At 57.0% G+C, this 221-nt stretch carries 1 protein-coding gene; it reads right to left on the bottom strand.

The features are described 5' to 3' along the window. A partial coding sequence (locus H5181_RS20550) for a hypothetical protein (RefSeq protein ID WP_182751907.1) occupies nt 1-221 on the bottom strand: 221 nt, incomplete at both ends.

Raw genomic sequence — 221 nt, 5'->3', positions numbered from 1 at the left:
ATCTCATCGCTGTTGAACACGCCATCAGTGCCCATGCCGCTGAATTCTACAGTCGGTGCAGGTGCTGCCACATTGTCCACTGGCTGGTTGTCGGTGGCGGTTGCAGATGGGTTACCGGCGATATCAATCACTTGCGCGGTGACATCAACATCGGTCGCGCCTGCAGTGACAGGCACTTCAACGTCAAAGCCGTTGTCGAGCATGTCCTGAGTCACAGGGCC

The organism is Shewanella sp. SG44-2 (assembly GCF_014164215.1).
Lineage (GTDB): Bacteria > Pseudomonadota > Gammaproteobacteria > Enterobacterales > Shewanellaceae > Shewanella > Shewanella frigidimarina.
The sequence above is the reverse complement of the archived record's forward strand: the minus strand, read 5'-3'. Positions and strand labels throughout refer to the sequence as shown.